This window comes from Pseudoalteromonas sp. SD03 (assembly GCF_040937955.1).
GTDB classification, from domain to species: domain Bacteria; phylum Pseudomonadota; class Gammaproteobacteria; order Enterobacterales; family Alteromonadaceae; genus Pseudoalteromonas; species Pseudoalteromonas tetraodonis.
Map to the genome: position 1 here is coordinate 3,414,022 of NZ_CP162514.1, position 25,038 is coordinate 3,439,059.

Annotated in this window: 18 protein-coding genes; 7 read left to right on the forward strand and 11 right to left on the reverse strand. The window is 41.2% G+C overall.

Annotated elements, in window-relative coordinates; translation table 11 throughout:
* Window positions 1–44: 44 nt before the first annotated feature.
* The 6 genes from fusA to ABZP26_RS16005 form a co-directional block, all read right to left on the reverse strand.
* Window positions 45–2,129 carry an elongation factor G gene (fusA, locus tag ABZP26_RS15980; RefSeq protein ID WP_013466210.1) on the reverse strand — a complete coding sequence of 695 codons (2,085 nt, stop codon included), beginning with the start codon at window positions 2,127–2,129 and terminating at the stop codon, window positions 45–47.
* Window positions 2,130–2,407: 278 nt separating this feature from the next.
* Window positions 2,408–3,067 (reverse strand): 3-oxoacid CoA-transferase subunit B, encoded by a 660-nt coding sequence (locus ABZP26_RS15985; protein WP_368485147.1) that lies wholly within the window; start codon window positions 3,065–3,067, stop codon window positions 2,408–2,410.
* 10 nt (window positions 3,068–3,077) lie between these two features.
* Complete coding sequence (locus tag ABZP26_RS15990; protein ID WP_368485148.1) at window positions 3,078–3,785, reverse strand: CoA transferase subunit A; 708 nt, start codon at window positions 3,783–3,785, stop codon at window positions 3,078–3,080.
* Between the two features lie 9 nt (window positions 3,786–3,794).
* On the reverse strand, window positions 3,795–4,556 hold the full coding sequence (locus ABZP26_RS15995) for a 3-hydroxybutyrate dehydrogenase (protein WP_368485149.1): 762 nt from the start codon (window positions 4,554–4,556) through the stop codon (window positions 3,795–3,797).
* Window positions 4,557–4,560: 4 nt separating this feature from the next.
* Entirely contained in the window at window positions 4,561–5,742 is a 1,182-nt protein-coding gene (locus tag ABZP26_RS16000; protein WP_058155376.1) for a homoserine O-acetyltransferase, read from the reverse strand.
* Window positions 5,743–5,751: 9 nt separating this feature from the next.
* A complete protein-coding gene (locus tag ABZP26_RS16005; protein WP_024602249.1) occupies window positions 5,752–7,053 on the reverse strand; it encodes a GntP family permease in 1,302 nt (433 codons plus the stop codon).
* A gap of 257 nt (window positions 7,054–7,310) precedes the next feature.
* On the opposite strand from ABZP26_RS16005, the gene ABZP26_RS16010 reads away from it, so the two are divergent.
* The 4 genes from ABZP26_RS16010 (at window position 7,311) to ABZP26_RS16025 (ending at window position 14,747) form a co-directional block, all read left to right on the forward strand.
* A complete protein-coding gene (locus ABZP26_RS16010) occupies window positions 7,311–9,599 on the forward strand; it encodes a TonB-dependent receptor (RefSeq protein ID WP_368485150.1) in 2,289 nt (762 codons plus the stop codon).
* A 102-nt stretch (window positions 9,600–9,701) separates the two neighbouring features.
* Window positions 9,702–10,364, forward strand: coding sequence for a response regulator transcription factor (locus ABZP26_RS16015; protein WP_010392247.1), 663 nt, complete (start codon window positions 9,702–9,704; stop codon window positions 10,362–10,364).
* A gap of 370 nt (window positions 10,365–10,734) precedes the next feature.
* Window positions 10,735–13,131, forward strand: a complete 2,397-nt coding sequence (locus tag ABZP26_RS16020) for a TonB-dependent receptor (RefSeq protein ID WP_368485151.1) — start codon at window positions 10,735–10,737, stop codon at window positions 13,129–13,131.
* A gap of 71 nt (window positions 13,132–13,202) precedes the next feature.
* Complete coding sequence (locus tag ABZP26_RS16025) at window positions 13,203–14,747, forward strand: sulfotransferase (RefSeq protein ID WP_368485152.1); 1,545 nt, start codon at window positions 13,203–13,205, stop codon at window positions 14,745–14,747.
* A 104-nt stretch (window positions 14,748–14,851) separates the two neighbouring features.
* Here ABZP26_RS16025 and ABZP26_RS16030 read toward each other — a convergent pair whose 3' ends face one another.
* Both ABZP26_RS16030 and ylqF read right to left on the reverse strand, forming a co-directional pair.
* Complete coding sequence (locus tag ABZP26_RS16030) at window positions 14,852–18,307, reverse strand: PAS domain-containing hybrid sensor histidine kinase/response regulator (protein WP_096038853.1); 3,456 nt, start codon at window positions 18,305–18,307, stop codon at window positions 14,852–14,854.
* Between the two features lie 425 nt (window positions 18,308–18,732).
* Window positions 18,733–19,677: a ribosome biogenesis GTPase YlqF gene (gene ylqF, locus ABZP26_RS16035; protein ID WP_008465001.1), complete on the reverse strand. Its 945-nt coding sequence runs from the start codon at window positions 19,675–19,677 to the stop codon at window positions 18,733–18,735.
* Window positions 19,678–19,768: 91 nt separating this feature from the next.
* Between ylqF and ABZP26_RS16040 the strand changes: the two genes are divergently transcribed.
* Together ABZP26_RS16040 and ABZP26_RS16045 are read left to right on the forward strand one after the other, a co-directional pair.
* Entirely contained in the window at window positions 19,769–20,305 is a 537-nt protein-coding gene (locus ABZP26_RS16040) for a YaeQ family protein (RefSeq protein WP_368485153.1), read from the forward strand.
* A gap of 184 nt (window positions 20,306–20,489) precedes the next feature.
* A complete protein-coding gene (locus ABZP26_RS16045; RefSeq protein ID WP_028834704.1) occupies window positions 20,490–21,095 on the forward strand; it encodes an alpha/beta hydrolase in 606 nt (201 codons plus the stop codon).
* Here the strand turns inward: ABZP26_RS16045 and ABZP26_RS16050 are convergent.
* On the reverse strand, window positions 21,092–21,301 hold the full coding sequence (locus tag ABZP26_RS16050; protein ID WP_016899028.1) for a hypothetical protein: 210 nt from the start codon (window positions 21,299–21,301) through the stop codon (window positions 21,092–21,094). The genes ABZP26_RS16045 and ABZP26_RS16050 overlap by 4 nt on opposite strands.
* A gap of 399 nt (window positions 21,302–21,700) precedes the next feature.
* On the opposite strand from ABZP26_RS16050, the gene ABZP26_RS16055 reads away from it, so the two are divergent.
* Window positions 21,701–22,174 (forward strand): Dps family protein, encoded by a 474-nt coding sequence (locus tag ABZP26_RS16055; protein ID WP_368485154.1) that lies wholly within the window; start codon window positions 21,701–21,703, stop codon window positions 22,172–22,174.
* Window positions 22,175–22,233: 59 nt separating this feature from the next.
* Here the strand turns inward: ABZP26_RS16055 and ABZP26_RS16060 are convergent, their stop codons facing one another.
* A complete protein-coding gene (locus ABZP26_RS16060) occupies window positions 22,234–24,306 on the reverse strand; it encodes a S9 family peptidase (protein WP_368485155.1) in 2,073 nt (690 codons plus the stop codon).
* Between the two features lie 151 nt (window positions 24,307–24,457).
* Window positions 24,458–25,033: a hypothetical protein gene (locus ABZP26_RS16065; protein WP_013466224.1), complete on the reverse strand. Its 576-nt coding sequence runs from the start codon at window positions 25,031–25,033 to the stop codon at window positions 24,458–24,460.
* Window positions 25,034–25,038: the final 5 nt, after the last annotated feature.

Genomic DNA, 25,038 nt, shown 5'->3' on the forward strand with positions numbered 1-25,038 from the left:
AACCCGCAACAAGTGCGGGTTTTTTTAAAGAGTTAAAGTGCTAATTACTTAGCTGCTTTTTTCTCTTTTTCTGCAGCGATTACTGTGTCAGCTACGTTTTGTGGACATGGTGCGTAGTGTGAGAACTCCATAGAGAACTGACCACGACCTGATGTCATTGTACGTAGTGAACCGATGTAACCGAACATTTCTGATAACGGTACGTCTGCTTTAATGCGAACGCCAGTTAAACCAGCTTCTTGGTCGCTTAACATACCACGACGACGGTTAAGGTCACCGATTACGTCACCTACGTGATCTTCTGGCGTGAACACGTCAACTTTCATGATTGGCTCAAGAAGTTGTGCACCCGCTTTAGGGATAGACTGACGGAAAGCGCCTTTAGCTGCGATTTCGAATGCGATTGCTGATGAATCCACGGCGTGGAAGCCACCGTCGAAAAGTTCAACTTCAACGTCAAGTACTGGGAAGCCAGCTAGAACACCTTCGTTCATCATTGACTTAAAGCCTTTCTCAACTGCAGGCCAGAATTCTTTAGGTACGTTACCACCAACAACTGAAGATGTGAACGTGAAACCAGAACCCACTTCGCCAGGCTTGATACGGTAATCGATTTTACCGAATTGACCAGAACCACCAGATTGTTTCTTATGCGTGTAGCTATCTTCGATTTCACGAGTGATAGTTTCACGGTAAGCAACCTGTGGTTGACCAACGATAAGGTCTACACCGTAAGTACGCTTAAGGATATCTACTTTGATATCTAAGTGAAGCTCACCCATACCTTTAAGGATAGTTTCACCTGAATCTTCATCAGTTTCAACTTGGAAAGATGGATCTTCTGCAACCATTTTACCGATAGCAACACCCATTTTCTCATTACCGCCTTTATCTTTAGGCTGTACAGCAATCGAGATTACTGGAGTTGGGAATACCATTGGCTCAAGTGTTACTGGGTGCTTAGGATCACAAAGAGTGTGACCAGTTTGCACGTTCTTCATACCAACGATAGCGATGATATCGCCCGCTTGCGCTGAAGTAAGCTCTTTACGCTCATCTGCTTGCATCTCAACCATACGGCCAACACGCTCAGTTTTACCAGTAAATGCATTAAGGATAGTGTCACCCTTGTTAAGCACACCAGAGTAGATACGTACGAATGTTAATGCACCGAAACGGTCATCCATGATCTTAAATGCTAACGCTTTGAAAGGTTCGTCAGCAGATACGATTGCATGCTCGCCGTTTTCGTTACCTTCTTCATCCATAAGAGGTTGAGGATCAACTTCTGTAGGAGCAGGTAGGTAATCTACTACTGCGTCAAGTACAAGTTGCATACCTTTGTTTTTGAATGCAGAACCACAGAATGTAGGGAAGAACGCAAGGTCACGAGTACCTTTACGGATACAACGCTTGATGTCTTCGATTGAAGGGATTTCACCTTCCATGTACGCTTCCATTAGGTCATCGTCTTGCTCTACAGCAGTTTCGATAAGCATTTCATGGTATTCATCAGTTTTCTCTACCATGTCTGCAGGAACGTCTTCAATAGTGTAGTTTTCTGGAAGACCTGTCTCATCCCAGATGTATGCTTTTTTGTTTAAAACATCAACAACACCACAGAACTCATCTTCGATACCGATTGGTAAAGTCATGATAAGTGGAGTAGCACCAAGTACTTTTTGTACTTGCGCTGTTACACGGAAAAAATCAGCACCCATACGGTCTAATTTGTTTACGAAGATGATACGTGCAACACCTGACTCATTCGCGTAGCGCCAGTTAGTTTCTGATTGTGGCTCAACACCACCAGAACCACAGAATACACCCACACCGCCATCTAATACTTTAAGTGAACGGTAAACTTCAACGGTGAAGTCAACGTGTCCAGGAGTATCGATAACGTTAAAACGGTGATCTTTCCAGAAACAGCTTACTGCCGCAGACTGGATAGTAATACCGCGCTCAGCTTCTTGATCCATGAAATCGGTAGTCGATTCACCATCATGAACCTCACCTGTTTTGTGGATAGTACCTGTAAGCTTTAGGATACGCTCAGTAGTTGTGGTTTTACCCGCATCAACGTGCGCGAAAATACCAATGTTTCTGTACTTCGATAAATCTGCCATTAATTTTACTCTTAATAAAGTCGATAAATTATTCGGCGGGAGTATAGCATTACTTAAAGCGAACATCACCATAGAAGTCGCTTAAAATGCAATCAATTTATAAAAAACTTGCTTTAAAGATATTTTGAGGTATGAGATGGGCTTAAAAGAGGCATATTATAAACTGTATTTAAACGACTTAAGTCTTTATTAGCGTCATTGTTGAACATCAAAAGCGCAACTGAGTAATGGCATGAAGCAAATACAATTATTTTGCCCCATGCAAATCGTTAGTAAAATCACTCAAAACTCATAGTTTTGACTTTGTCGCTAATAACTAAATTACCCGCAGTTTTGGCTTTGATTTCATCAATAGTCACACCGGGTGCACATTCTAATAAATGAAAAGCGCCATCTTTTATTTCTAATAGAGCCAAATCAGTAATTACTTTATTGATACAACCAACACCGGTTAACGGTAGGTTGCATTTATTCAGTAGCTTTGATTCACCGTGTTTATTAGCATGGGTCATAGTGCAAATAATGTTTTTTGCCCCCGCCACTAAATCCATCGCCCCGCCCATACCTTTGACCAATTTATTAGGGATCATCCAACTGGCAATGTTACCGCTTTGGTCCACTTCAAACGCACCCAGCACGGTTAAATCAACATGCCCACCGCGGATCATGGCAAAGCTTTCAGCAGAATTAAAAATAGCGGCACCCGTAGCTGCGGTTACTGTTTCTTTTCCTGCGTTGATCATATCGGCATCTACATTTTCAGCGCTAGGATAGGGCCCCATGCCCAGTAACCCATTTTCTGATTGCAGCATTACCTCAATGCCCTTAGGCACATAATTGGCCACCAATGTAGGTATCCCTATTCCTAAGTTAACGTAGTAGCCATCTTGTAATTCCATTGCCACGCGTTTTGCTATTTGCTCTCGTGTTAATGCCATTATGTGCTCCTTAGGACTTTGCCGCTCGAGTGGTGGTTTTTTCAATACGCTTTTCAAACTCACCTTTAATAACGCGATCGATATAAATACCTGGTGTATGAATTTGGCTTGGCTCAAGCTCTCCGGGCTCGACAATTTCTTCAACCTCTAATACGGTAATTTTACCAGCGGTGGCTGCCATAGGATTAAAGTTCATCGCTGTATGACGATAAATACAGTTACCATAGCGATCTGCCTTCCATGCTTTAACAATGGCAAAGTCACCGATTATACTGGGCTCTAATAAATATTCGCGCCCCTTGATTGAACGGGTTTCTCTACCTTCAGCCACAGGCGTACCGACACCCGTTGCGGTATAAAACGCTGGAATTCCGGCGCCGCCTGCGCGCATTTTTTCGGCTAGCGTCCCTTGTGGCGTTAGTTCAACATCTAACTCGCCACTAAGTAATTGTTGCTCGAAAAGTGCGTTTTCACCGACGTAAGAAGCGACCATTTTACTAATTTGTTTATCTTCAAGTAGTAATCCAAGCCCAAAACCATCAACACCACAATTATTAGATACTACGGTTAAATTACGTGTCCCTTGACGTTTAATTTGTGCAATCAAGCCTTCAGGAATACCACACAAACCAAAACCACCAGCAATCACGGTCATGCCATCTTCAAGCCCTGTCATAGCGTCACTGTAGCTTTTTACTACTTTATCAAAACCTGCCATTGGCTCCTCCTATTGTGCAGTCCAACCGCCATCAATAGCGATTGCTTGAGCGGTAATGTTGCGTGCAACATCTGCCATTAAAAAACTCACGGTATGCAAGATTTCGTCTAAGCCGATAAATGCCTTTTTCGGCATGGGTGCCAGCATAATGGTGTCAATTACTTGTTGCTCAGAAATACCATGCTCTTTGGCTTGTGCGGCAATTTGCTGCTCCACTAATGGCGTTTTTACATACGCTGGGCACACTGTATTAATAGTAATATTGGCATCCCCTGTTTCTAATGCCATGGTTTTAGCAAAGCCAATTAAGCCATGCTTCGCGGCGATATAAGCAGATTTATACTTAGAGGCCACCATGGCGTGAATAGAACCTATATTAATGATGCGGCCAAAATCTTGCTCACGCATGCGTGGCAGTACCGCTTTACTCATCATTGCGGGACCTACCAACATCACTTGCTGTAAAAGCAGCCACTTATCTGCAGGAAAGTCTTCTAATTTCGCTACATGCTGTATTCCTGCATTATTAATTAATACATCCACAGGTAGCGTAAAGGTGCTAAAAAAATCTTCAATCGCTTGGCTATCTGCCACATTCAATGCATAGCCCTGAGCGTTACCGCCCTGATTAACTATTTTTTGCGCGGCTTGTTGAGCTACCTGTTCATTAAGGTCGGTCACAATAATGCTATGCCCAGCTCGGGCTAGCTGCTCAGCAATGTGTAGCCCTATACCACTAGCCGCGCCGGTGATTAATACGTTTTTACTCATACTGCTACTCCTCTAAAAATTCACTGATCAGCTGCGCTTTAGGCGAGATTGAAAAAATTCCATCGAGATGCCCCCAGCCGCCTTCAATTTCAGAAAGCTGAACCTCTTTCCCCAGCGACTTCATTGACTCATATACAGTGCGCATATTTTCAGGGCGTAGCAGTAAATCATTGGTTGCAGGCAATAACAGTGTTTTAGCGCTAATTTTTTTAAGTGCTGCGCTTAAGTTGCCTTCCATACCGGCAGTAAACAGTTGTGATGCCCGTACCAAATACAATACATGATTTGCATCTTGGGTTTTTGCACGCGCCATTGCACGCTGTGCTAGTACTTGGTTTAACTTAGGCAAGGTACGAATGTCTTTTAACGCGCCTTCATCAAGTACGTTAAAGTCAGGGAAGCTAGCGTTATAAATAATTGGATGCATCGCATCTTGAGTAATATTTAGCATGGTTGCGGCAAGTCCATCTAATGGGCGCTCCTTGTCGTAGTAATTACCTTGCTGCCAGTTTTTATCTAAACGAATGGGGAGTGCCCATTTTTCAAGCGCAGCGACAGTCCATGCATCCATGGTTGCTGCACCAATAACATGGATTAGGCGTTCAACCTGATCTGGATAACGCGTTGCCCACTCTAGCGCCTGAAAAGAGCCCATAGATGCGCCCATCACGGCATGTAATTTAGTAATACCCAAACTCTCTAATAAGCGTTTTTGTACGTTAACAAAATCAGTAATAGTAACCACTGGAAAATCCAAGCCATAAGGTTTACCTGTCGCAGGGTTAATTGATGCAGGCCCCGTAGTGATTACGTGTGGGTCATGCCAATTAGCATTGACTAAGGTGTCAGAGCTGATCACAAAATACTTGTTAGTATCTATGGCTTTTCCTGGGCCAATTAACGCATCCCAGTATCCTGCTACGGCGTCGTCGGCTGAATATTTACCTGCTGCATGAGAGGTTCCTGAAAAATAATGAGTGATCAAGATTACATTATCTTTGGCTTTGTTAAGCTCACCATAACTTTCCCAACCAATATCAACCTGTGGCAACGTTGTGCCAGAAACCGTTGTGAAGTTTTCTGTGCTGAAATGTTGCTTTTCTACTAGTAACGGCTCAGCTTTATCAGCGCCAGACACCGTACTACTAAATAAAAACAGCAACCCTATTATTAATATTGTTTTCATTGCAATTCCTTAAAAAGTGATGAATAAGCTCAGCGCAAGAGCCACCCCAACCAATGGGATAACCACCGTCAATGCGGCTAATGGCCAATAAGCGCGTTGATGTGTTTCTTTACAAATGGCACGTATAGTTGTGACCACGTAACCATTATGTGGCAAGCTGTCTAATGCACCAGAACTAATAGCAACCACTCTGTGTAATTGCTCTGGATTAACCCCCATATCCAAATATCCAGGAGCTACAAGCGGTAGTGCAATCGCTTGCCCGCCGGATGCTGAACCCGTTAATCCGGCTATTACGCTCACGGCAACAGCAGCCCCCACTAACTCATTACCAGGCATATGAGTCATAGCATCAACAGCAGCAATAAACGCCGGTGATACTTTAGCCACTGCGCCAAACCCTACTACAGCAGCAGTGTTACCTATAGCAACTAAGGCGCCAGTGGTACCCATATTGATGGCATTTGCCATGTTATGAAAATACTTATAATTGATGACCACAATACTTAAAACACCACCAAGCAACGCCACAATTAGTGCGGTTTGTTGTAAAACATCATGCAACATAAATGATAAGAGTAGCACCACCAGCAAAGGAATTACGCCGGTGATTGGATGAGGGCGTTCACGCTCTAAAATAATTGGGTCATCGTCTCTTGCAGCAAAACGCTCACCTTTGGCAACCGCCTTTTTAATCATTTTATTTAGCCAAAAGTAACCGACTGTTGCCATAAAAATGGCCACCACTAAGCTTACCTCCCATGCCGCATAGGGTGAGGTACCTAAATGCTTTACGGGTATCCAATTTTGAATTTCAGGCGAGCCCGCAGAGGTCATAGTAAACGTCACTGAGCCAAACGCTAACGTTGCAGGTATAAAGCGCCGCGGCAAATCGGCATCTTTAAATAAACTGAGCGCCATCGGGTAAACCGAAAACGCCACAATAAATACACTGACTCCGCCATAAGTCAGCACGGCACAAGCAATCACCACCGCCAGCACCGCATGCTTCATACCTAACTTGCCAACAATGTAACTGGCTACGCTGTCTGCTGCACCAGTATCTTCCATAAATTTACCGAACAACGAGCCCAGTAAAAACATAAAAAACCATGCACTTAAAAATCCAGCAAAGCCATCCATGTACGCGTTAATAAAATTACTGTCGGCAGTCACCGGGAATATAGCCATCCCGCTTGTTAGTGCCACCAACAATGCACATATTGGCGCGGCAATAAATAAATTGACCCCGCGCAAAGTTAAAATTATCAGCAGTATTAAACCGCCTAACAGCCCTATCATGCTCAGCATAGACATTCCTATAATTATTGTTATTACCCAGATGAGGTGACATCGCAGTAACTGTCGTTAGTTTTATCGCTCAGCGCAAATAAAGACATAGCACTAAGGTACTATACGTTATAAAACTTACACAAAAACCATATAAGTCAAGGTGTTAAGCTTTTATAGCACTATGGTACTAATTCATTTTTTAACACTATCTTCTACATTAAGTGCAGGTGACATGAGCAAACAAATAATCAACTAATAACAACAGGAACACACCAATGATAAAGCTCAAACAAAATATCACACCCGTTACACTCGCTGTTTCACTCGCCTTATTAAGTGCAACAAGTGTGGCAGCTGAACAAGCGCCTAAAGTAAAAAAAGCAGAGTTAGAGCGAATAGAAGTAACCGCTCGCAAAACCGTTGAAAACTTACAAGAAGTTCCGGTTGCCGTAACCTCAATTGGCGCACAAGAATTAGCAGAAAACGGCATCAGCGTAATGACTGAAGTACAGCAGTTTTCACCCAACACTACGCTACAATCAAGCCGAGGCACTAACTCTACCATCACTGCGTTTATTCGCGGTGTAGGTCAGCAAGACCCGCTTTGGGGCTATGAACCTGGCGTAGGTATTTACATTGATGATGTATACATCGCCCGCCCGCAAGGTGCCGTGCTCGACTTACTTGATGTACAACAAATTGAGGTGTTACGTGGCCCACAAGGTACGCTATATGGCAAAAACACTATTGGTGGTGCAGTTAAGTATGTCACCAAAGAAATGAGCGGAGATGCAACGCTAAATATTCAAGGCACCGTAGGCAGCTACAGCCAAAAAGATTTAAAAGTCACTGGGCAGCTCCCGCTTATTGACGAAAAACTCTATGTTGGTTTTGGTTTTGCCACATTGAACCGTGATGGCTATGGTGAATTTTTAACGTCAGCGCTTGATAATCAAGACCGCGAAAACTATAACAAAGATGTTACCGCAGCACGGGTTACGTTAGAGTACACCCCTACAGATGACTTATTCTTTCGTTTAGCGTGGGATAAAACCGATGATGACTCTAACGCGAAAGGCGGGTATCGCTTACTTCCAAGCTTGTTAACGAATGCGCCTGTACCCGATAGCGTGTATGACTCTTATACTAGTTTACCTACATGGAACAAAGTAGAGCTTGAAGGTATGAGCTTAACTGCTCGTTGGGATATGAGTGCAAACACGAGTATTAAATACGTTGCAGCAACAAGAGAGAGCTATTCACCAACTAACATCGACTTTGATAATACCTCTTTACCTATTTTTGATGTTCCAGCCATTTATGACGATGAACAAACCACGCATGAGTTGCAGCTAAATCACAGTGGCGATAACTATAAAATGGTCTCAGGGCTTTATTACTATGATGGCGAATCGTGTGGCCAGTTTGAAGCAATATTAGGTGTGCTTGGTCAAAGTTTAGGTGCCCCAGGACTTACGCGTGAAGTAAGCGGTTGCAGCAATTCCACCAGTAAAGCGGCTTATATACAAGGAAGCTACGACTTTGATGAAAAATGGTCAATGACACTTGGCGCGCGCTATACCAAAGACAGCAAAGAAGCGATTGTAAATAATGGTCTTATTTTTGACATTGTTTACCCTGAATCAGGTTGGATCCCGGGTTATGTTCGCCCAGAAGGACAACTCGTGCCTACGGTACTAGATGACAGCGAAGATTGGTCACGCTTTACACCTCGTGCGGGTGTTGAATATCAATATAATAACGACATCATGTTTTTTGCTAGTTACTCGCAAGGGTTTAAGTCAGGGACATTTAATCCACGAGCTACAACAGCAGAACCTGCAGCAAGGCCCGAAGTGGTTGACTCTATTGAGTTAGGCATGAAAAGCGAATGGAATGATAATTTACGCGCAAATTTAACTGTATTCACACTTGATCATAAAGACCGTCAGTACATATCGGTATTACCCGGTGACAGCGCCGCCGATTTAAACCAGCGCTTAGGTAATATTGGCGAGTCTAAGTCTGATGGCGTTGAATTAGAACTTAGCTATGTTGCAAACGATGCACTAACTTTCGACGCGTCAATAGGTTACATCGACAGTAGTTTTGAAAATGTAATTGATACCAATCCTGATACCGGTGAAACATTTGATAAATCAGACCGTTTTAGTGTTTCAAACACCCCAGATCTAACTTTCAACTTAGGTGCTACCTATCGTTTATACACTGATATGGGCGACTTTGTTATAAACGGTAATTACTATCACCGAGGTGATTACGCACTGTTCGAAGAAGATAGCCTCTTAACACAAGACGCCTACGGATTATTAAATATTGGTGTTACTTGGTATAGCGCAGATGGCCATTGGACTGCGGGTATTTATGGTAAAAATCTAACCGATGAAGAATACATGATTGGTGGTTATCAGTTCGTGGCTCCTGACCCATCAGATCCAACTGATACCAGCAAATACACACCGGGTCTTGGTGGCGATAATACCTTAATTGGTTATTACGGTGACCCCCGCACAATATCACTCACTGTGGGCTATCGTTTTTAAAATTTAATTTAAGCGTTAAGGTTTGTCTGTATATCCCCACAGACAAACCTTGTTTCACATCGCAAAATCACATATAACTTAATGCATTGGAGACTATTTGAAATGGCTTGTGCTGTGAATACCATAATTGCTGATGACCACCCTTTATTCAGAAGTGCGCTACGTCAAGCAGCAGCGACTTCTGTACCAGAACAATATATAAAAGAAACCAGCGATATCGATGGGTTATTTAGCTTATTAAAATCACACCCCGAGATAGAGCTGATATTTTTAGATTTAACAATTCCTGGCGCCAATGGTTTACAAGCGCTCTCGCAACTAAGAAATCAATACCCTGATATATTAATTATTATGGTATCGGCTAACGAAACTCCCACTATCATAAAACAAGCCATGAGCTTAGGTGCTGCAGGCTATATTCCAAAGTCATCATCCCTTGATGTGATCAGTGAAGCCATTGAACATGTACTCAATGGAGATTCTTGGTTGCCAACAGATATTGACTTAACTGATGTGGTTGTTAATGACGAACAGAGCAATTTTGCCCGCAACCTAGAAAAACTCACTCCACAGCAATACCGTGTACTCGCGATGATAGCCGACGGGCTCTTGAACAAACAAATTGCCTTTGAAATGTCGATTCAAGAAACCACCATAAAACAACATGTATCGGCCATTTTGCGAAAGCTGAATGTGTATAACCGTACCCAAGCAGGCATTTTGTTTAATCAGCTATCTCAAGTTGGTAAGTTAGAGGCGAGCTAATATAAATTAATACACTTTAAGTATTTCTTTATAATCTTTTTTAAGGCTGTCTAACTGAAATTATTAATACATACATTAGCACTGGCAACTAGCTGGCTCATACGCGGACTGTACTGCCCACCAAACGCGCCAACCAAAAAGTTAACAAATGATGTAAAATTGCAAAAAACAAACCAAATTTAAAAAATTTCATGTTGATATTTTTATTCAATAAAAAACTAAAAAACACCGAAAAAAACCTTTTTAATGAATAACCTCCCTATATTAATGAATATTGATTTTAAAGCCACACCCACCACGCTTGATTACACCTCATTAACATGCTTTCTTGATATAAAACAATAATCAAACAAACATTCACAGGGTCAAAATGAAAAAGTTTAAAAGAAAAATTCTTGCTTGCGCAATTACAACTCAATTAATCACCTCTTATCATGCCTCAGCAGAAGAAAAGCCTAAAGTTGATAAAGAAATTGAACAGATTGAGGTTACTGCTACACGTCGCTCAGGTTCAATTCAAGAGGCTCCTATAAATATTACAGCGCTTAATAGTGATGTCATAAAGGATCAAAACATTGGTGATTTAGAAGATGTAGCTCGTTGGGTCCCAGGCCTAACAGTTTCAGATCAAGGTGGTCGTGAAGGTTCTCCAATTATTGTTCGAGGTTTAAATACTAACTCGTCAGATCGTGGCTCTGATGGGGGCACTGTAGCTACTTATGTTGGTGAAATACCGCTTAATATTAATCTTCGCTTGACTGATATTGATCGAGTCGAAGTATTAATTGGCCCGCAAGGTACCTTATATGGTGCTGGTACTTTAGGTGGTGCTATACGCTATTTATTAAAGCAACCACAATTAGACATTACTGAAGGTAGCGTGAGTGGCGATTTATTCGCAATTAATGAAAGCGATGATACTGGGGGTGAGTTTGGCCTGGTATTTAATACCCCGCTTATCGATGACGTATTAGCCGTTCGTGCCAGCGTTAATCATTATGACAGACCTGGTTATATTGATTATAAATACGTAGTACGAAACCCAGGGGTCTCAAACCCTAATCCAGATTTTACAAACCAAGATGATATTGATGAAAACTTACAACGCGTTAATGACGTTAACGATGAGCAAATCACTACGGGACGCTTTTCTGTTCGTTGGCAGCCAAACTCATCAATTGATGCAACACTCAATTACTTTTATCAAAAACAAGAAAATGGCGGCAACTCAACGTCACAATATGGCGCATTAGCAAATAGCAGCGCACTTCAAGGTACTGTAGGTAAATATGAAAACGCAGCTCGCGTGCTTGAACCGGGCGAGCAAGAAAACGATTTACTTAGCTTAGAAATCAAAGCTGATTTAGGCTTTGCTGAACTTGTATCAGCCTCTGGTTGGTCAAGCTATGAGCAGTCTGGGCAGCGAGATCAAACCGACTTACTTTATGATATTTGGACTGGTTACGCTGATTTTCCTGCATTTGTTGGTCAAACTTTAGATACTTCAGATCAAGATAACTTCACTCAAGAATTGCGTTTAGTATCGGCTTCAGAGGGCCCATTAAGTTGGATTGTAGGCGGCTACTATAATAAGCAAGAAAACTTATCAGATGACCGCGAATATACCCCAGGCTTAACTGACTTTTGGGGCGGTGGTATTGCGAACGTACAAAAAGATCTAGAATATATCGCCCTTAGTAATTCAGAAATAACAGAAAAAGCATTATTTGGTGAGGCTGGCTATAGCTTTACTGATCAGTTTGATATCACTTTGGGCGCGCGTTTATATGAATATGATATATCCACCAATGCAGGGTCAGCTACACCACTTTATTCTGGCGATTTCTCGTCTCTTGACCAAATTGAGATGGAAAATGTTAGCGCCAATGATAACGGTAATCTATTTAAGTTTAATGCAAACTATACGTTTGATTCTGGTGTACTCGCTTACTTTACTGTCAGTGAAGGGTTTCGAATTGGTGGCGGTAATGGTATTGCGCCGTGTCCAGATGTGTTACCAGAACAGCAAATTGTTTGTGCTCTTCCAAGTGAAGAAGACTATAAGGCTGATACCACGGTAAACTATGAACTTGGCTTTAAATCAACCTGGCTCAGAAATCGATTGCACTTTAATGCTGCACTCTTTAATGTTGACTGGAATGACGCCCAAGTGGGTAGCTCTACTGTTAATGGCCAAGAGCTTATTACATCAAATGCAGGCTCAGCAAACTCAAAAGGCGTAGAAATTTCATCTCGTGCAATCATTGGCGATCACTGGACAGCTTATGCGACTTACGCTTATGCAAAAGCAGAACTAACTGAAGATGCACCAGATTTATTTGGTATTGGCATTGGCGCTATGAATGGGGATCGATTACCCGGCGCCCCTGAGCATCAGTTTTCATTCGGCCTTCGTTATGAGCAAGATGTGCTAGACGATAAACTACTGAGCGTTAACTACGGTATGACTGCACAAAGCGATATGATTACCAAAGTGGGCTTAAGAGACGATGGTGAGACATTAGCTGGCTATTCATTAAGCAACTTATCAGCTAAGTTAACAGGTGATATGTGGTCAGCTACATTATATATCGACAACCTGTTCGATAAGTATGCTTTTACTTCGGTACGCCGTGATAAGTCATGGGCTGGTATGTCGACCTCTGGCGCTAATAAAGCGTTACCTGAATTACAACGCGTATACGCTCACTATACAACAACGCCTCGCACTATTGGTATGAAGTTTACTTATAACTTTGAACTATAAAACTGAGCGATAGTTAAAAGCCTTGTTGATAATCAGCAAGGCTTTATTATTACCTCTCGTTAAGGTTATTTATGCTAACAGCACATCAACATCAGTTAAAAAAACAGGTATTTACAGCAATAAACAATAACCAGTTATCCGCCGCTCACCAACTGCTAGTTAAGCAATTACAGTACGATGCGACAGACCATTTTTGCTATTACCTACTAGCCGAAGTGAATATTGCTGCAGGCGACAACTACAAAGCCATACAACTGATAGAAAAAGCCTTAACAATCAATAACCATCCCTTATATGTGCTGCATTTATCTAAGCTAATGATACTAAAGGGTGACGTAACATTGGCGACCAGTTACTATCAGGAAGCTATCAAGTATCAAGGTTATGGGCCTCTAGAGTGGGATACCTTAGCTAATATAGCGACTCGACTTGGTGACTATAAACATGCTTTAGCATGGCAAAAAATAGCTTATGAAGCCGCACCTACACACCCCAAAATTAATTACAACTTAGCCATTGCCTATAAAATAAATGGCCAATTAGATCACGCAAAAACGCTATTATTAGCGCTTATAAAACGCGAGCCAAGTTACTTACAAGCACATTACTCTCTTGCAGAACTAAATACTTCAACTGAAGCAAAAACACACATTACCGAGCTAAAAAAACGACTTAGTAGTAGCTTAACTGCAACAGAACAGCAAATGATTTATCACAGTTTGGCACTAAATCACGAACATATTGGTGATTATGAACAAGCTTTTAGTTACTTTCGTGATAGTAAATTGGCTATAAAACATCAGATAAACTATGAAGCCAGCAAACACCAAATATTTTGCCAACAATTAATAGCATTAAGTGAAAAGATTCAATTAACAGCAAAAAACGCTGACTTCTCACCCATATTTGTCATGGGTATGCCTCGCTCTGGTACCACATTAGTAGAAAAAATTATTAATCAAAGTACCGAGGTGACCGGCCTTGGGGAGCTAAATGACATTGCACAGTTACTACAAAGCACTGCGGCGTCAAAACATGTTTTAGATATCCGTATGATTGAGCAGGCATTTCAAAAGTTTACGCTTGATAATCCCTTAAATGGCTACCAATCGCGCTGCGAAGGCATGATGACTTCATCTAGGAGCTGTGACAAGCAACCCTTTAATTTTTACTTTATTGATTTTATTTTAGCTGCGTTTCCAGAGGCAAAAATAGTCTGTATGCTGCGCGATCCTGTGGATAGCTGCATTGCAAATTACAGGCAGCTATATAGCCCGCACAGTGCATTTCATCATTACAGCTATGACTTACAAGATATTGCTCATTTTTATCAAGATTATAAGTTACTTATCAACCACTTTCAGAAAAAGTATCCTAATAATGTAATGATTCAACACTATGAAGAGCTAGTAACAGATGCCACCTTGCAAACTCAAACATTATTTAATTTTTGTAATTTACAATGGCAGCCCAGCTGCTTAGCGTTTTATAAAAGCAACAGCGCCTCGGCTACTGCTAGCAAAGTGCAAATTCGCCAACCACTCAATAGTAAGAGTATTGGCTACTGGCAACATTATCAGCAAGCCTGTGATATGTTATCGAGTAAGTTTAATTAATCGATAATAATTAGCAAGTCATGCCTTTCACCCGCAATTAGTGATTCAAACATAGCTAAAAATCATGAAAAACAAGGCTCTGGTGTGTTATTAACCCACTTACCTTAAAGTAAAGTCAGTCGTTTTATCATTCTTTTTAATGCCGGTGCTTTAAGTGGTTTGTACAATAAAGGATAACCTGCATCGAGTACGCGCTCGCGTATTTGCTCATCGTGGTTTGCAGTATTAACAATGGCAGGCAGCGTCATTAATCCTGCTTGTTCAATCACCTCAAGTCCCGTTACACCATCATCCAATTGATAATCAACAATAAGTAGTTGTGGTAGTGTATTTTCTGCTTTGAGTTGCTCAAGTTCAATTAAGTTAGTGGCGGTGGCAATTTCACAGCCCCAGTTTTCTAGCAACTGTTTTAGCGCTTCAAGTACATTACGATCGTTATCCACAAGCCAAATACATAAACGACCCAATTCAGTTTCTGAATTGGCAGGTACATGCGCAGTGGCTGGTGTTTTTAAACTAGGTTTGCATGGCATGGTTAAAGTAAATTGAGTGCCTTTATTAAGCTGAGAGCCCATTACCAAAGGAATATTTAATAAATCACAAATACGTTTGGTGATAGAAAGCCCCAATCCTAATCCCTCGGCGTTAGGTTTATCGCCCAGCTGCTTAAATTCTTGATAAATACTCTGCTGATCACTGGTAGCAATGCCTATGCCTGTATCTTCAATCACAAACGATACATGATGTTCATCAAGTAAAACTTTTAAACGTACTTCACCATACTCTGTGTAGCGTATAGCATTACTAAGTAAGTTTCTTAGTACACGCTTAAGTAATGCTTTGTCGGTATAAATTCGCGCATCGCACGACTCAACGATAAAACCGAGGCCTTTTTCTTGAGCTAGTGCTAAATAATCATTACGCAGTGGCTCTATTAAACTACTCACATTAAATTCCGTTAACTGCACTTTAAACGAACCTGAATCGAGTTTAGTTAACTCTAAAATACTCGAAAGTAGCTCTTCTGCACTTGCTAAGGAATTTTTAATATTCATAGCTAGATCTTTAAGCTCAGTATCTTGGGCTTTTTCGTTCATTAGCGAACAAAATAAACTTGCAGCATTAAATGGCTGCAATAAATCGTGACTCGCTGCGGCAAAAAAACGTGTTTTACTTACTGTTGCCTGCTCTGCTACTTGCTTAGCTTTAGAAAGCGCTTGGTTAGCCTGTGTTAATGCGGCAGTGCGCGTAGCCACTTTTTCTTCAAGACTAACATTCGCTTCGGTGAGTGCTTTTTGTTGTTTTACAAACTCACTTATGTCGGTGTAGGTCGTTACAAACCCACCGCCAGGTAAAGGGTTACCTTGCATTTCAAATACTCGGCCATCACTATGTGCGCGTTGATATTTATACGCACTGCCTTGTTTTAAATAAGCTAAACGCTTATCGACTTCTGTATTAATATCCTCACCACGAAATAAGCCTCGCTCAGCGTTAAAGCGAATAATATCGGCAACGGGTCGGCCTATATATAAAGCACTATCGGGGTAATTAAACATGTGCTTATAGCCCTGATTCCAAGCGACCAAACGCAACTCACTATCTACTACGCTAATACCTTGTTGAATGTTTTCAATGGTAGATTGCAGTAAATCACGATTAAATTTAAGCACTTGGCTAGCTTCATCGACAAACTCAGCAACTTGCTCTAAAGGCTGGCGCTGCTCATTTTTCGCTACATCTAAAATTAGCCGTGCTGATGCACCACCAATAACCGCTGACATTTCACGCTCAACTAATAACTCAAGCTCAACATTAGCAATCCGTTTCCATTGGCTTTTGTCATGCGGAAAATACTGCTGCACTAAAGAATGGCTCGCGTCTTTTTCAGCAAAACGCTGTAATAATGCCCCTAAATCTTCATAATTGAGTGGCTGTAATGTGGTGTTTAATCGCGAGTCGTTTAATTGAGATATGAACTTATTGCTTTGCAACCGCTCAGCAAGCGTTGCACGACTAAATAGTGGTACAAGCAAATACACTAACGTATTAACCCCTAACGACAACAGTAATGATTGGCTAATACTTTCTAAATTCAATGAAAGTAAATTAGTGGGCGCTAACCAAGCAACTTGCCATGGCCCTTCTATTAACCAACTACTTTGGCTGCCAAAACCACTGGCTAAATTAGGTAGCAGTAAAGTGTAACCCCAAATTACAAAGCCACTTAAAATACCGAGCTGTGCACCACGACACGATGCGTGGCGCCACCATAAACCAATAATCATCGCAGGAGCAAATTGCGCAACTAAGGTAAACGACATAAGCCCAACGGTTGCAAGAGTGGTGGTTTCTGCCAGCACTCTATGAGTGAAATAGCTGAGTAATAAAATAAGTACAATTACAATTTTACGCGCATGCAATAAGTTGTTTTTATCCAATCCTCGGCTGCTTGACGTTAACTGTGAGCGACGCAAAATAAACTGATTAATAAAATCATTAGTGATCATCACCGACAGCACAATTGCCGACACAATCACCATACTTGTGGCCGCTGAAAAGCCACCTAAAAAGGCCAGTAAGGTTACCCCGCTATTATCTGTCGCCATAGGCAGCGCTAATACGAAGGTATCTTGACCAACGCTACTATCACTAAAATAAACCAGTCCAGCGTAAGCTATAGGTAAAATAAATAAGTTGATCAGTAATAAATACAACGGAAATAACCAGCGAGCGGTTGCCAGCTCATTATTATTATTGTTTTCAATAAAGCTCATATGAAACTGACGCGGCAAACATAACGTTGCCAGTATCCCCAACAAGGTATGTGCAACATAAACATAAACGGGGCTTTGAGTCGCGGCAACGTGTGTTGGTATGTTTAGCGCTTGCGCCTGTTCATACAGAGCTATAGGGCTATCAAATATAGAAAAACACACATACAAGCCCACCGCAATAAAGGCAAGTAACTTAACAATTGATTCAAAGGCGATACTGGCAATTAACCCGGGGTTATGCTCACTGGGCTTAAGCCTGCGAGCGCCAAATAAAATAGCAAATAAAGCCAGCAATAACGTAATATAAAACGTACTGTCTGCCCATACTTGGTTACTTTGAGTGGGGGCTCGGTCGGTGAGTAAATTAATACTTTGTGCGGTCGCACTAAGTTGTAAAGAAATATACGGTACAATTGCTATCACTGAAATAAGTGAGATAAGCCCTGACAAACTCGACGACTGCCCATAACGAGTGGCAATAAAGTCAGCCATAGAGGTAAGCTTTTGCTGTCGACAAATATGCGCAATACGACAATACAGCTGCCAACCAAAAATAAATAATATAATCGTGCCCGCATAGGTAGGCGCCAACCACCAGCCATTACTAGCCGCTTGTGCTGTGGTGCCGTAAAAAGCCCATGAGGTACAATAAACACCCAATGACAGCCCGTAGGTTAAACCTTTGAAAGGAAGTACCTTACGCCTATCCGCCCAGCCCGCAACTGCAAATAATATCCCTAGATACACCACAGCAATAAGGCTAATAAACCAAATTGAAAACATATTTTTGTTCTTGTTATTATTTTTATAATACTTAACTTAGCATAAGGGGATGTGTAGCAAAAAGCAGCCCTTACTTTAGTGCTATAAATGAACAAAAAGGTAAAATAAGAATTATTTGCATTTAGGTGTTGACAGTTATTTAAATCTAATTGATAATCACTATCAACAAGACGAAGCATACTTCTTGTGACGGAAAAGTTCATTTGTTTCTCGACCCTGAAACAACGTGTGGCGCACGTTAACAGCTATGGAAACCTGTTATAAACCACAACGCCCCTTGCTGTTTATGACCTGTTTCCGCCCTACTCATTTACTTGCTACATTGCTCATATCGGTGACGGTAGATATGAAACTAAAAAAGCCCTTACGGGCTTTTTTTATGTCTGTAATTTAGTGCGTAAGGCCTTAACCTGCGCTTTTATAAATTAACGACGGTTTTTTCGTGCACGTGCTCGGCGTTGTTTTTTCTCTTCTTCTTTGGCTTGCTTTTTCGCCTCTGCTGCCGCGCGCAATCCAGCCACCATTATTTCTTCTTCTTCACGCATGGCAGGTGTTTCCATGGTAATACGACCGATAATGCCATCTCGTAATTCATTAATTAGAATTTCCGACATTTTATACGTATCGATTTGGTTACCACCGCGAATACAGCCGCGCTTTTTACCCGCCATTTCAACAAACTCCCAATCGCTTTCTGGCAGTTCATCTAATTTATAGCGCGCTTTTAAAAGCTCAGGATAAGCATGCAATAAATACTCAGCGGTGTAACTTGCCACTTCTTCGTACTCAATAGCGGTATCACGTATCGCACCGGTTGCGCCTAAACGATAACCTGAGTTTTCGTTCTCTACTTTTGGCCACAGCATCCCTGGCGTATCGTAAAGCATAATGCCATCATCAAGTTTAATACGTTGCTGCGCCTTAGTAACTGCAGGCTCGTTACCCGTTTTAGCCACTATACGCCCAGCAAGCACATTTATGAGCGTCGATTTACCTACGTTAGGAATACCCATGATCATGGCTTTAATTTGCTTATCGGCACCGACTTTATGTGGCACTAACTTTTTACATAGCTCATTAATTCGATGCACTTCTGCGGCTTTATCGTTACCAAATGCAATGGCTTTTACGCCATTTTCTTGCTCAAAATAGTCTTTCCAGGTTTGCGTCATTTTAGGATCAGCTAAATCGGCTTTATTGAGAATTTTGATGACCGGCTTACCTTCACGCAGGGTAGCCACCATCGGGTTTTCGCTACTGTAAGGAATGCGCGCATCTAGCACTTCAATGATCACATCCATTTGTGGCATTATTTCTTTAATTTCATTTCGGGCTTTATTCATGTGCCCAGGGAACCACTGGATAGCCATTTTTAACTCCTAACATATAATTTGTAGCTATTTTAACTGGCAATTCATTTAATTGCGCTATACTGACGCAAATTTTTTCATATAAGACACTATGGCTCTCAAATCTACCATCATGAAGGCGCAGTTATCGCTTAGCGATATGGACCGTCACGTATACCAAGACTTTCACCTGACCTTGGCACAACACCCATCAGAAACAGATCAGCGGTTGATGATCCGCTTACTCGCTTTTGCACTTAATAGCTGTGATGGTTTAGAGTTTACCAAAGGGTTAAGCGCTGATGATGAGCCGGAGCTTTGGCATGTCAATTACAGTAAAGAAATAGAGCTGTGGATTGAGCTGGGGTTACCAGATGAAAAGCGCCTTAAAAAAGCCTGTAATAAAGCTAAAAAAGTAATTTTATATACCTATGGCGAGAATAACCAAGCTATTTGGTGGCAAAAGCATCAGCCTAAATTATATGAGTTTAAAAACTTAAGCATCTTTAGTCTTGATTATGCTGCTACTCAGCTATTAGCTGCGTTGGTTGATCGTAATATTAAATTGGCAATTACCATTCAAGATGGTGAAGTTTGGGTTAATACCGACACCACTAACATTGAGATAAAACCTCAGCAATTAATGTAACTAGAATAGGTTATACCAATTGCATTAAATTAGTTATCTATTATAGCGACAAGTAAATAAGTCGGTAACAAGGCGAAAATTGTGACATATAGTTGTTCTATATAAATAATTTTTAACGTAGGTAGCGGATTATTTAATACGCTAGAATGATCATGTTTTTAATAAAATTGGTATTAGGGGGCATATGAAAGTTAAACACGTTATTGTTTTACATGGCTTATATATGTCTGGCTTGGTGATGCGCCCGTTGTGCTCACGCTTGGAGGAGTCGGGGGTGAAAGTTTTAAACCTTACCTACAATACGCGTGACCCTAATCGGGATGCTATTTTTTCGCAAATAGATGAATTTATTGGCAACGAGCCTTCTGCTTTAGTGTGTCACTCTATGGGGGGCTTAGTTGCTCGCGCCTATTTAGAGGCAAACTCAGCGCCAAGTCATCATGTTGAAAAGGTAATCACCTTAGGAACGCCACATACTGGCAGCCATATTGCTGAAAAAATGCAGCAAAAAGGGTTCGAGCTATTATTAAAAAATAGCGTTGAGTTTTTACTCTCTAAGAATGGTGATTGGCCTTTTAAAGCCAAGCTATATAGCATTGCCGGCGACTTACCGATTGGCTTAATGCCACTCATTGTAAAAGGCAGCCGCTCTGATGGCACCGTATTATTAGATGAAACCAAGCTAAAGGGTATGGCCGAACATAAGGTATTTCACTTAAGCCATACCAGTATGATTTACTCACGCCAAGTCGTTAATTATATTCTTGAGCGCTTGAATGAGGACATTTAGTCCTCGGCTGCAGCCGCCACTTTGTAGCTGATCAAAAATATAATACCTAGCACTAAGGGCATTGGTGCAGCAATATAGCCAAAGGCATCAGAGTTTGCAAAACTTGCACCCGCTAAGTGCGCAACTAACCCTAATACAAACCCTAGCAAAGCAATACCAATAACGATGAGTTCAGCTTTATTTTCTTTACGTGTTTTAGCTTCCATAATTTCTCTCCGCATCTAATCAAGTAGCCCCTTAACTCAATAAAGTGATCTCTATCAAGTTGGGTTATAGTGATTATGCGCTTTACTTATGAGCGTTTTTTGACCTACATCAATAAATAAAATAAGTGTGCGCTGCGCCTGTCAAAAGCTTGTTTTAGATCATATTTTGTACTCACAAAATAAACAATTTCGCTGCTCAAGGTAGTATTTTTATAAACACAACCCATATCTATTGAACAGCGTTAGCTAACTTATTTAAAAAGTCGAGCTACGGTGATAGCTTTTAGCTATGACACCAATATGTATAAACGATTTTATTAATACACCATCTTAGGTAATACTGACTGTATTGAACAAGGTGTAAACAAATTCATAAAACGGTTATTTAAGGAGCAAAGTATGTCGCAAGTAAATGCAATTGGTTTAAACAGTACAAAAAGTGAAGATATTATTAAGTCACTGAATACGCTTTTAAGCAGCTATCAAATTCAATATATGAATGCGCGCGGTTTTCACTGGAATATTAAAGGCCGAAACTTTTTTGAATTACATTTAAAGTTTGAAGAAATTTATAACTTACTACTGTTAAAAGTAGATGAAATCGCAGAACGTATTTTAACGCTTGATGGTGCACCGCTGCATGCATTTTCAGATTACTTAGAAGTAAGTAAAATTAAAGAGGCAAAAGGGATCAGCGATGGCGTAACCGCAGTAGAGAACTTACTTGCCGGATACAGCAGCTTAATTAAAATGCAGCGCGATATTCTTGCACAAGCCGCTGAAGCTGATGATGAAGGTACCGCGTCATTAATGAGTGACTACATTAAAGAGCAAGAAAAACTAGTGTGGATGCTAAAAGCCTACTTAGATTAATTTTTAAAATAGAAAGCCTCAGTCATTACTGAGGCTTTTTTGTAACGATCATTTACGGGCTATGACAAAGCGATAAAAAAGGCCATCTCTAGCGCTTTTTCTTCTAAGCTTTTAAAGCGACCCGATGCCCCTCCATGCCCTGCATCCATGTCGGTTTTAAACACTAAAATATTATCATCGGTTTTATATTCACGCATTTTAGCCACCCATTTCATTGGTTCCCAATACTGTACTTGTGAGTCGTGCAAGCCAGTTGTCACCAATATATTGGGGTAGTGTTGCGCACTAATATTGTCGTACGGTGAATACGCTTCAATAATGTCGTAAAAATGGGGGTCATTTGGGTTACCCCATTCATCATACTCATTTGTTGTAAGCGGAATGCTTTCATCTAACATTGTGGTGAGCACATCTAAAAATGGCACATGGCAGCCCACTCCACAGTAAAGCTCAGGCGCTTGATTTACCACAGCTCCCATTAATAACCCCCCGGCACTGCCACCCGAGGCAAATACTTTACTTTTGTTGCCGTATCCTTGCTCAGTGAGCGCTCTGGTTACATCTATAAAGTCATTAAAGCTATTTTGTTTATGCTGTTTTTTACCGTGTTCGTACCATGATCGCCCTAGCATTTCGCTTCCACGCACATGCGCAATCGCATAGACAAAACCACGGTCGAGTAAGCTAAGTGATGTACTCGAAAAACTAGGATCTATGGTGATCCCATACGCGCCATAACCATATTGAAACAACGGATTTGAACCATCTTTTTTAAAGCTATCTTTACGATATACCAACGACACGGGTACTTTTACTCCATCTCGAGCGCTTACCATAAGCCGCTCTGACTGGTAGTCTTCTGCGTTAAAATCACCGAGTACTTTTTGTTGTTTAAGTAAGGTTTTTTCGCCTGTGGTTAAATCAACATTATAGAGCGAACCTGGCGTTGTTAAGCTTGAATAGTAAATGCGTGCATGGGTTACACTTGGCTCTGGGTTCATCGCAATAGCGGCGTAGTAACAAGGATCATCAAACTCAAGGTTCATTCGCTCGCCGTTTTTGTTAACCACAACAAAGCGTGCTTGGCCTTGTTCGCGCTCGCTAAGCACTAAAAAGTCGTTAAATAGTTCAACGCCTTCTAATAATACAGTTTCACGATGAGGGGTATGTGTTTGCCACTGGTTTTTATCAGCAATGGTGTCGCTTGTTGCGGTCATTAATCTAAAGTTTTTGGCCTGCCAGTTAGTTACTATATAAAAAATATCACCAAGCTTATCGATATCAAATTCATGCCCCTCTTCGCGCGGCATTAAAGCGGTAAACTCACCTTGCGGTTGATTGGCATCAAGCACCCACATGTCGTTAGTTTCTGTGCTCGCCAAATCAATAATAATTAAGCTTTCATCACGGCTTTTACCTAAGCCCATAAAAAAGCTGCTGTCTTGCTCTTCGTATACCAGTACATCTTGGTGTTGCTCAGTCCCTAGTTCATGTCTAAAAACTTGATAACCCAATAAGGTTTTTAAATCCTTTTTTACATAAAATACGGTTTTATTGTCGTTCGCCCAAACAACTTGCCCCTCGGTAATCTCAAGTACATCGTCGAGCATTTTATTGCTGCTTAAATCTTTAAACCGTACTGTGTATATCCGTCTGCCGTCGGTATCTTCAGAGTAAGCCATTAATTGCTCGTTGGGGCTCAGTGCCACTTCCCCTAACTCATAAAATTCATAGCCATTGGCAAGTTCATTAACATCAAGTAGTAGTTCTTTATCAGCCATTGCCATACTGCGGCTGCGATAATGACGCGCATATTCATCATCTCCGCGAACCTCTGAGTGATACCAATACTGGCCGTCTTTTACCGGTACAGTGTTATCGTCTTTTACAATACGACCTTTAAGCTCCTCAAATAATGTATTTTGTAGTGGCTTAATGGCAGCTAATTGTGCATCACAATAGGCATTTTCTTGCGCTAAATGTGCGAGTATATCGGCATTTTGTCGCTCATCATCGCGCATCCAATAATAATCATCACTGCGTGTTTTAGCATGAGTAGTCAGCGCATGAGCTTGCTTTTTAGCAACAGGGAAATTAGGTAATAAGCTTAAAGAATAATCAGAAGAAGACACAAAAAAACCGCTTAAAAAATAACAATGGCGGTCAGTTTATCATAAAAATAAAAAAGCCCACTCATAGTTGAGTGGGCTAAAGCGGTATAAATTCGATAACTAAAAACTACGAGAATTTTTATTGTTGTCGTTATACCTAAGGGAAGTTGATTTACTGTATTTGCTGCCAAGCCATCGCCCAGCTTTCACCAACGCCTGGCTCAAACATAGCGCTATTCTCATTCACACGGCAAAACTCACTAAATGGCCATGCCTTACACTGGTATATATGCCCTGTTTTTGGCTGTAATACTTTGGTGCCCGCACTGTACATATCGCCATTTTGAGGATAAACCGCATCGTATCCAAGGCTATTGACTGTGATTAATTTTTTATTTTTTTCAGCGCGATTAAAGTGAACCACCGCGCTACAAATACCACTGCTTTCAAGTGCAAATATTTTGTTATGTCGGTACGCAACCACCAATCCTTGCTCTGTCATTCTGCCAGCGCACACAAGCGGAATATGCATATTAATATGCTCAACCACCAGCAAACTCCAAGCATGCGGTTCGCCCTGCTCTGGAGAGAGTATTTCATAATCAAACGCTAGCTGAGTTAATTCGCCATGCTCATCGTAAAAGCTCACACTAACCGTATCACCAACAAAGAGCTGGCTATACTGATCGAGCCCAAGACAACCAATAGTTAACCATTCTCCACATGTTAATGATGAATGTATAAACACTGCAA